Genomic DNA, 9,046 nt, shown 5'->3' on the forward strand with positions numbered 1-9,046 from the left:
CCTCCTACCTCTACCTGCTGGTCCAAAGTGCTGCACTTATTCTATGAGTCCAAGCTACAAAGGCAATCAGGTCAGCCGGCAGAAAGACGATCTGCACGAAAGCAACGCCAATGCCTTCACCCTGCAGGGCCTGGATAGCCACCTGTTCGACCCGGCCAAAACCCCGCTGCTGAGCCGCGTCACCTTCAGCAACGAAGCCCTGCAGCAGGTTATTCAGAGCATGTCGCTCACAAGGCCCACAAAAGGCAAAAAACGCCGGGGCCGCGTGAGCTACACCCAACTGGGAATTAACCAACTCGGCGCCGTGTACGAGGCCCTGCTCAGCTACCGAGGCTTCTTCGCCACCGAAGACCTCTACGAAGTCGCCCCCAAGGGCCAGAACATTAACCCGGACGAACTGGATACCGGTTACTTCGTCACCGCCAGCCAGTTGGACGAATTCGACGACAAAGAACGCGTGTACGACCTGGACAGTGACCGCCGGAAAACCCTGCGCGTGCACCCCAAAGACAAGTTTATCTACCGCATGGCCGGGCGCGACCGGGAAAAATCCGCCAGTTACTACACCCCGGAAGTGCTCACCAAAAGCCTGGTGAAGTACACCCTCAAAGAACGCCTGACGGAAGACGTAACCGCCGACGATATTCTAAACCTGACCATCTGCGAGCCCGCCATGGGCAGCGCCGCCTTCCTTAACGAAGCCGTCAACCAGCTGGCAGAAGCTTACTTAACCCGCAAACAGCAGGAATTGGGCGAACGCATCCCCCACGAGGATTACCAGCGCGAACTCCAGCGGGTAAAAATGCACATCGCCGACCACAACGTCTACGGGGTAGACCTTAACCCCATCGCGGTGGAGCTGGCGGAAGTGTCCCTTTGGCTTAACGCCCTGAGTGGCGGCCACAACGTACCCTGGTTTGGCTACCAGTTGTTCACCGGTAACAGCCTGATCGGCGCTCGCCGCGAGGTGTACCCCAAGATCTCCCTGAAGAGACAGAACAAGGAAGGCTACTGGTACAACAACGCCCCGCGCAGACTAACCCCGGAAACCTTGCAGAATCCGGCAGGTGAGGGCGGCCGTAGCGAAGGGGAAATCTACCACTTCCTGCTACCAGACCCCGGCATGGCCGGCTACAACGACAAAGTGGCCAGACAACTGCGGCCGGATGCCTTCAAAAAAATCAAAGACTGGAAAAAAGACTTCTGCGCCCCGCTGGACGAACAGGAAATCAAAACCCTGCAAAGCCTGAGCAACGCGGTAGAACGCCTGTGGCGCGAGCATACTCAAATGCTGGAACAACACCGCCGGCGCACCGAAGACACCTACCCCCTGTGGGGCCAGGAACAAGTGGAAGAGCACCACACCACCACCCGGGAAAAAGACAACCTGCGTGCCGACGGCATCTTCAACACCAACGCCCGAATCGCCTCCCCGTACCGGCGCCTGAAACTAGCCATGGACTACTGGTGCGCCCTCTGGTTCTGGCCACTGGACAAAGTGGACGAGCTGCCGGACAGACAGAAATGGCTGTTCGACCTGAACACCATTCTCAATAGCGCTGGCACCTTCGATTTTGCCCCAGAGCAGGAAAGCCTGCTGGGCAGCACGTCAGCCCCTGAAAGTGCAACCCCGGAAGGTGAACAGCAGACAGAGCAGGGCGAAGACCTGTTCTCCAAACCGGTAGACGACCTGTTTGCGGCAGACGAACCCCAGCAAACCCTGCGCGCCGAAACAAAAGCCGCCCGGGAAGTCAGCAACCAGCGCGGCGAACTCAACCTGGAAAAACTATTCAAAAACCCCTTCTTCAACACTCTGGCCATCGCCAACCAGCTGGGTGAGCAGTACCGCTTCTTCCACTGGGAACTGGCCTTCGCCGACATCTTCGCCAAGCGCGGAGGATTCGACATCACCCTGGGTAACCCGCCCTGGCGTAAGGTGGAATGGCAGGAGGGCGGCATCCTCGGGGACCACAATCCGGCCTTTGTGCTGCACAAACTCAGCGCCACGCAACTGACCGACGAGCGTGAAGCCGCCTTCGAACGCAGCCCGCAACTGCAGCACGCCTGGTTTGACGAATTAGCGGAAGCGGAAGGCTCGCAGGCGTTTTTGAATGCAACCCAGAACTACCCGCAGCTGAAAGGTGTGCAGACCAACCTGTACAAATGCTTCCTGCCCCGGGCCTGGGCCAATGTGAATGGGCAGGGCGTGAGTGGGTTTTTGCATCCGGAAGGGATTTATGATGATCCCAAGGGTGGAGGATTCCGGCGGGAAGTTTATCGGCGCTTGCGGGCACACTTCCAGTACGCCAATGAAGTGAAGCTGTTCGCCGAGGTGGATAACCACACACGCTACAGTCAGAACATATATGGTCCGGTTGGGAAGGCCAATTTCTACAACATCTCCAACCTGTTTGTCCCCCAAACCGTTGATTACTCGCTTAGCCATGATGGTCAAGGACCGGTTCCAGGTATCAAGGAAGAAGTTGAGTTGCCTGATGGCCGAGTAAAAGTGAAATGGGGGGTCGACGGCCACAGAGACCGAATTATTGAAGTGGGCGAGCATGAGTTGACTCTGTTTGCCCAGCTCTATGACGAAACCGGCACCGATGCTCTGGAAGCCCGCCTGCCGGCCCTGCACGCGCGGCAGCTAACAAATGTACTGGAAAAATTCGCCGCCCAGCCTCGGCGGCTGGGGGATCTGAAAGGGCAGTACCTGTCACTGGAAATGTGGCACGAAACCAATGCCCAGAAAGACGGCACCATCAAGCGGGAAACCCGTTTCCCGGAAACCCCAGAAGAATGGATACTCTCCGGTCCCCATTTCTTCGTTGGCAGCCCGCTCTTCAAGAACCCTCGGCCAGGATGCAAAAGCAACAAGGACTACGACAAGCTTGATCTGGAAATCCTGCCGGACGACTACCTGCCGCGCACCAACTACATCCCCGCCTGCGACCCCGCCACGTACCGCGACCGCACCCCAAGCGTGCCCTGGGTGGAAGAGGGCGAGCATCGGGAGCGGTTGGTGACGGAGTATTATCGATTCATCGCACGGTCGATGTTGAGCCAGTCAGGTGAGAGAACTTTGATTTCTGCATTGTTTCCACCAGGAGTTGCGCATATTGATCCGTGTAACAGCCTCACCTTCGCAAAGCAATCTGATCTTTTGGCCTTCGGAGCGGCAGCTCAAAGCGTCGTCTTTGATTTTTGGGTAAAGACTACAGGCAACCCTAGGTTTAGGAATAACTTGGCGCAATTCATGCCGCTCCTTAAGTTGCCCGCTACTGCGATGTGCAGGTTCTTATCGCTTATTTCTGTATCTAACCAATACGCCGACCTCTGGCAATCCAACTGGCAAGACAACTTCCGCCAACAACACTGGGCCACCCGCGAACCCATCGCCGCGCTGCCCCAAGATTTCTTCGCCAACCTAACCCCCGAGTGGCAACGCAACAACGCCCTGCGTAGCGACTACGCCCGCCGCCAGGCCCTGGTTGAAATCGACGTCCTCGTCGCTCAGACCCTCGGCCTCACGCTGGAAGAACTGCTCACCATCTACCGCGTCCAGTTCCCCGTCATGCGCCAGTACGAAGCCGAAACCTACTACGATCAGACCGGCCGCATCGTCTTCACTCCCAGCAAAGGCCTGGTAGGCGTAGGCCTGCCCAGAAAAGCCAACAAGAAGGAGCTCAACGAAGGCACCTTCTACCGCATAGACACACCAGAAAGAAAAGGCTCTCCACAAGAACCGGGCATCGCCCTCGGCTGGGAAGACATTCAGAACCTTGAGGAAGGCAGCGTCTACAAAACCTACTTGGACGACACGCTTCCCGGTGGGCCAACAGAGCGCACGGTGGAATACAAAGCGCCGTTCTTCCGGCCGGATCGGGAAGAGGGTTATCGGGTGGCTTGGGAGATATTCAGCAGTGCTGATGTTTTAACAAGCAGTGATCATCAGGAGTAGTGATGAAAGCAAAAAGTGTAGTCATGGCAAGTGTTGTGGGAGCCTCCCTCTTTATTGGCGGCTGTAACCAACAGCTTGGTGTCAGTCTGGATCAGGATACGGTATGCGAGGTCAAGGCCTGGGATCTTGATACCACTCGCTCTACCTGTGAAACGGGACAGAAAATTGTATTTCTCCCGGATAGCTGGGGCAATGCACAACTGCCCGTTATGTTCGCAGCCGTTAACTGCGATCACCGTTTCACCGTCGCAATGACTGAAGGCGCAGTTTCTTGCATTTTCAAACCCATCAAGAGTGTTAAAGAGTCTGAGTAAAGATCAGTGACTTCAATAATGAGGGCGTGTGTCGTGGCAGGCTCGATCGGAGGGACGATGAACGACAATCAGGAATTCAAAGAACTGCAGGCATTGCCTTTGTCCGGGGAGCTCGCTTTTTCGTGGCACGGGGCCGAACTGTAAATGCTTCAGTCCCTTTTTGATCGGATCACTAACCAAGCTACGTCGGAATTGTTTTTCCTGCTGGCGGGCTCGGTCATTCTGTTCTGCATTCAGCAGACATACTCTGCTTTTCGTAAAGCCTGGTTCCGAAGGTGTGTGCGCTCAGAGTTACTTGCCTACAGAGAACGAAAAGACGCCATCAATGTCGTCGACCTGGCGACCGGCGACCCGGAGTTTGAAAAAAGGAATATATTTTTACGGGAAATCTCCCGCTTCGGAGACAAGCGATGTCTTTACATCAACATGCCAAAGAACCTTCAGGACAAGCTTCGGGCGAAAGAAAAAGATCTGGGGTATATGGATTCCCAGTTCACTAAATTCCACGAGAATGCCTCGTTTGATGGTGACAAAACGTTTGAGGATCTCGCGGAAATAACCGGCATAGAAGATTTGCCTGCACTGATTGAGAAACACCGCGTGCTAGTCGGTTTGAAGTTCCTGGATGCGGCAGAAGGCATGATCTTCAACGGTGACAAGTACGGAGTTTTTAATCTCCGATTTACCCGCTTTGGCGAAGATGAAAATCCCGGTGTCGAGATCGATCTTTTCAAAACAGACTATTTCACCCACCGGGTCTTTCGTTCTATCTACCATGAACTGAAAGAGCGCAGACATGAAATCGCCAATGCGAATGCAGATACATTCCTAAAGTATCGACCATTCTTCACGTCGTTCGGGGTTAATTGTCTCATGATATGCGATGGTGGAAAGGGCAAAGAGGTCGTCCTAAGTAAAAGGTCGGCCAGAGTGGCCGGCGGTAAGTCTCGGTATCACATCACGATGAACGAGGGACTCTCACGAACGGATAAGGATCCGTTTGGAAGAGTCGACATAGAACTCTGCTTCAAGCGCGGCTTGCTGGAAGAGCTGGGTATAGGAGAAAACATATACCAACTTGCCGTTAAATCAGCCTTTTACGATTTCTTCCTTGAAAAGAACAACTTTGAAATCGGCGTTTCCGCCGTTTTCGAGCTTGAGCTTGATTTCGAAAAAGATATCGCGCCGCTCATTGCGCGAGATAAACAGCTAGAGGTCGATTCGTTTATCCCGCTCCCCATGCGCTCCAGAGCGATAAATCGATTCGTTAGAGAAAACGAGTTTGTACCACATGGGTTGTATGTTTTTGAGCGAGTGCTTTTGAGGAAGGGGCTGCAGGTCGCGCCCAAATAAATACCGTGTATTTGTTAGGGGCGAGGCAGCAATTAGGTGTCAATTCATTTTTTAATGAAATAACTAAGGAATGTAATGAAAATCAAAGTGTTGTGTGTCGGGTTGTTGTTGTCTTCAGCCGCTATGGCTAATGATCTTGGCCAGAATCCTAAGTCGATTTCAGTAATCAATGTCTCAGACGGCGCAGTAGATCTGTGGGTGAACGGAGAGTACAGGGAGTTGAGGGGTGGTGTAGCGATGCTGCAACCTTGCTTTGTGGGGGAGCAGGTGGAAATTCAGGTGGGTATGGAGCTCACCCATATTGAATGCGGTGAGATCAAGGAGATCGAAAAATGAAGCGCTTGGTTACAGCACTCGCCACTACTTTTATCCTCGCCGCCTGCGGCGGGAGTGAAAACTCCGATGGCTCCAAAAAATCCACTTACAGTTCTTGTTCCATTACCAAATCTGAAGCCCTTTTCGCTGGCGATCTCGCCAATGATCTTAAGCAATGCTGGGACGGAGTCAACTACGAAGAACAAAACCTCGCTTTGAAGTGGTGTCAGCAGAAGGTAAGCGCCTATATGGATTCCGCATATATTGTGGGCCACTCCATTGAATTTGAGGTTGCTTCAACGAATTGCCCTTAAATAAATGGATCAGGAGTTAAGGGAAAGGATTAGGTCTGAGTCAGGCCAGAAGCAAGTCTCAGAAAAAGGCCGGAAATCCGGCAAACTAAAATCAGCCAGGCTGATGTTGAAGTTAGCAGTAACAATCAGGAGAAGTAATGAAAGCAACAAATATAGCTCTAGCCAGCGTTGTATGTGGTTCTATGTTTTTGTCCGGCTGTGCGCATCGGCTTGGCGATTTCACTGTGGCATCCACCAAAAATATCGATGTCAAAAGTACCGAGCACCGTGTCGATGAAAGCGAGCGGCTGGTAGATCGCGATACCGCTCACATCATTATCTTCTTCCCTACCGGGATTCCGAATATGAAAGAAGCGATGGATAACGTGATCGAGCAACGCCCTGGCGCGGTAGGCCTGTCCAATGTAACCGTTAAACGCGGCGGCTTCTGGATTCCGTTTATTTATGGTCAGGATTACTTCGAGATTGAGGGTAACCCGATTTACGAGGTGAAATAACCACGTAGCGGAAAGCGATTGGTTTTTTGACAATAAGTGCCGAGCGTCAGTCAGGTGGTCCTCGGCGCCTTAAAAGGAATTGAAGATGAACAACACGGAAACCTCCCCTTTAGGAGCTGAATCAAAAAACTTCTTCTCCAAACTGACCAGCGGCGACTTCGGCTTGGCCAAAACTTATTGGCTGTTCGGGGTGGTGGTTGGCATTGTCCTGAACCTGATTATCAAGTTTACACCCTCTATTGGAGGGCTTTTGGTGATTCTGGCTTTGGCCGTGGTCTATCAAGTGATGGTATTGCTGGGCGTTTGGCGAGCTGCAAACAGGTATCAGGGACGTAAAGCTTGGACAATCCTCGCAAAAATTGCAGCCGTACTTGGATGGCTGGGTGTGTTAGCCAACCTCGGCGTACTCGTTGAAATAATGGGCTACCTGTAGGTGATGTCCGGCATAAATACTCTGGCTTGCCTTTGGGTGATTACGCTTTGCTTTAGCTTTAATGCCCATTCCATTGAGCTGAACGGATCCAATCAATCCGGAATTTCGGAGGTTTATGGCTTCGTGGTGGGCCAGCAAATGACCCTGGATCGGATCGCAAGGCGCTATCCCGATCTGGCGAGGGAGGCGTTGCTTGCCAGGCTCACTTTTGAACGAACTTTTGGTGACATTCCATCCAAGATTGAGCCGATGCTGAAAAAAGCTTTGGGAAACGATAAATACCTGAAATTCCAGGCCGACTTCGAGCATAAGCTGAGTGGGCAAGTGGAGCGCGAACCGTTAAGCAGGGCAACCGCGAAAACTTTCCTCGAGGAAGTCCGAAATCGCGGTGAAGGTGACATTTACAGCCCGACGCTGGAGTTTTTGCTTTCAATCAAATTTGGTGAGTTTCCCGCAGAGGAATTCACTAAAGCGTTTCGGCAGAACTATCGAACCGACGGTTCTGGGAAGTCGAGAGGTGTTGTGGTGGAAATGCAGCTACCGCGCTCATGGAAGGGGATGGACGGTTACCGCCCCCATATTGTGAGGAAATGGAAAAGCGAGGCGGGCACCGGCATGGAGTTAATCATGCTGCAAGTACGCGAAACCGAGGGCGTTTATATTACTCGTGCAGATGTGGCTGAAATGATCCAGCCCAAAGAAATTAAAAGCTTGGTTCCCGACGGTGGTGTTCTCGGGGATTACGGCATGGTGTCCATGGAGAATCTGCCGGGCTATTTCGTTGATTTTAGTCTGTTGCAGGAACGCGCAGGCATGGTGATTTATCAGAAAATGCGGCAGTACAATTTTTTCTACAGAGACCGGATGATTGCTGTTCATTGCTCTGCCGGCTCTCTCGAAAGCGAGTATGAGTCGGTTGAGCTGCAGTTTGAGAAGGTAAAACCGTTATGCGCGCAGGTGTTTAATTCGGTGGTATTGCCAGATAAGTATGAAGGTGTGGAACCTGGGGATTGGGCTGAGGAGGAAAAAGCCATGCCGGCAATTTAGTGTTTTCAATTTCAATAAAGCTATTTTTGAAACTGTAGCCAAGCTCAGGACGAGCAATCATTTTGAAGGATTCAAGTTGGTGTTGTTCTATAACATCGTAGTAATAATGGAGTCCTTATGTTCTCGGCACCTCTGGAGAACGCTGTAGCCTCGGTTGAGGTTGGTTTGGTCACAGATATATTTGTTGGCTTGTTACTGTTGGTTTTTTTGCTGGCCTGTGTCTGGAAACGGCTGAATAAACATCATTCGTTTACGCAATATGCGCCAACTCTGCTCACCACACTGGGTATTCTCGGAACCTTCTTCGGTATCGTCGCAGGGCTTCTGGCATTCGATGTTAAAAATATTGATGGAAGCATCGAGGGACTTCTAGGCGGTATGAAAACCGCGTTTATAACCAGCCTTGTGGGGATGTTCCTTTCGATCGTCTACAAAGTTCTTGTGTCAGTGGGCATTCTTTATGTGGCCGATTCAGAGGAAATTGATGAAGACCAGATTGGCGCGGCAGAATTGTATACCGTTATGCGGGAGCAACGTGATGGCATCAATGCACTGAATCAGGCCATTGGTAGCGGTGATGAATCCAGCCTGACCGGCCAGATGAAACTGATGCGATCGGACATCAATGATGCGGATAAGCAGTCCCGCAAAGAGTTTTCAGAATTTCAGGAAAAGCTCTGGATTAAGCTTCAGGACTTCGCAGATATGCTGTCAAAGTCTGCTACGGAAACGGTTATTGAGGCGCTCAAACAGGTCATTGTAGTGGCATAGTGAATCTGGCCACCTGACTTTGAGTGTATGATTACTCACAC

Annotated in this window: 9 protein-coding genes; all 9 read left to right on the top strand. The window is 52.0% G+C overall.

What is annotated here, in order from left to right; translation table 11 throughout:
• The first annotated feature begins 43 nt into the window (after positions 1 to 43).
• The 9 genes from ACTH3S_RS16595 (at position 44) to ACTH3S_RS16635 (ending at position 9,005) form a co-directional block, all read left to right on the top strand.
• Positions 44 to 3,961, top strand: coding sequence for an Eco57I restriction-modification methylase domain-containing protein (locus tag ACTH3S_RS16595; RefSeq protein ID WP_441810122.1), 3,918 nt, complete (start codon positions 44 to 46; stop codon positions 3,959 to 3,961).
• A 2-nt stretch (positions 3,962 to 3,963) separates the two neighbouring features.
• Positions 3,964 to 4,275, top strand: coding sequence for a hypothetical protein (locus ACTH3S_RS16600; RefSeq protein ID WP_441810123.1), 312 nt, complete (start codon positions 3,964 to 3,966; stop codon positions 4,273 to 4,275).
• A 192-nt stretch (positions 4,276 to 4,467) separates the two neighbouring features.
• A complete protein-coding gene (locus ACTH3S_RS16605) occupies positions 4,468 to 5,628 on the top strand; it encodes a hypothetical protein (protein WP_441810124.1) in 1,161 nt (386 codons plus the stop codon).
• Positions 5,629 to 5,703: 75 nt separating this feature from the next.
• Positions 5,704 to 5,964: a hypothetical protein gene (locus ACTH3S_RS16610; RefSeq protein ID WP_441810125.1), complete on the top strand. Its 261-nt coding sequence runs from the start codon at positions 5,704 to 5,706 to the stop codon at positions 5,962 to 5,964.
• Positions 5,961 to 6,257 carry a hypothetical protein gene (locus tag ACTH3S_RS16615; protein ID WP_441810126.1) on the top strand — a complete coding sequence of 99 codons (297 nt, stop codon included), beginning with the start codon at positions 5,961 to 5,963 and terminating at the stop codon, positions 6,255 to 6,257. Before ACTH3S_RS16610 ends, ACTH3S_RS16615 begins: the two co-directional genes overlap by 4 nt.
• A 137-nt stretch (positions 6,258 to 6,394) precedes the next feature.
• A complete protein-coding gene (locus tag ACTH3S_RS16620; protein WP_441810127.1) occupies positions 6,395 to 6,754 on the top strand; it encodes a hypothetical protein in 360 nt (119 codons plus the stop codon).
• Between the two features lie 85 nt (positions 6,755 to 6,839).
• Positions 6,840 to 7,187 carry a hypothetical protein gene (locus tag ACTH3S_RS16625; protein ID WP_441810128.1) on the top strand — a complete coding sequence of 116 codons (348 nt, stop codon included), beginning with the start codon at positions 6,840 to 6,842 and terminating at the stop codon, positions 7,185 to 7,187.
• Positions 7,188 to 7,223: 36 nt separating this feature from the next.
• Positions 7,224 to 8,234, top strand: a complete 1,011-nt coding sequence (locus ACTH3S_RS16630; protein WP_441810129.1) for a hypothetical protein — start codon at positions 7,224 to 7,226, stop codon at positions 8,232 to 8,234.
• Positions 8,235 to 8,351: 117 nt separating this feature from the next.
• Positions 8,352 to 9,005, top strand: a complete 654-nt coding sequence (locus tag ACTH3S_RS16635) for a MotA/TolQ/ExbB proton channel family protein (protein ID WP_441810130.1) — start codon at positions 8,352 to 8,354, stop codon at positions 9,003 to 9,005.
• The last annotated feature ends 41 nt before the right edge of the window (positions 9,006 to 9,046 follow it).

The sequence above is a fragment of the Marinobacter sp. genome (assembly GCF_052094685.1).
GTDB lineage: Bacteria > Pseudomonadota > Gammaproteobacteria > Pseudomonadales > Oleiphilaceae > Marinobacter.

What these genes read in the sequence shown, in the direction of transcription:
- ACTH3S_RS16610 (WP_441810125.1), top strand. Translation starts at nt 5,704, where the DNA reads ATGAAAATCAAAGTGTTGTGTGTCGGGTTGTTGTTGTCTTCAGCCGCT.
- ACTH3S_RS16635 (WP_441810130.1), top strand. Translation starts at nt 8,352, where the DNA reads ATGTTCTCGGCACCTCTGGAGAACGCTGTAGCCTCGGTTGAGGTTGGT.
- ACTH3S_RS16620 (WP_441810127.1), top strand. Translation starts at nt 6,395, where the DNA reads ATGAAAGCAACAAATATAGCTCTAGCCAGCGTTGTATGTGGTTCTATG.
- ACTH3S_RS16625 (WP_441810128.1), top strand. Translation starts at nt 6,840, where the DNA reads ATGAACAACACGGAAACCTCCCCTTTAGGAGCTGAATCAAAAAACTTC.
- ACTH3S_RS16615 (WP_441810126.1), top strand. Translation starts at nt 5,961, where the DNA reads ATGAAGCGCTTGGTTACAGCACTCGCCACTACTTTTATCCTCGCCGCC.
- ACTH3S_RS16600 (WP_441810123.1), top strand. Translation starts at nt 3,964, where the DNA reads ATGAAAGCAAAAAGTGTAGTCATGGCAAGTGTTGTGGGAGCCTCCCTC.
- ACTH3S_RS16595 (WP_441810122.1), top strand. Translation starts at nt 44, where the DNA reads ATGAGTCCAAGCTACAAAGGCAATCAGGTCAGCCGGCAGAAAGACGAT.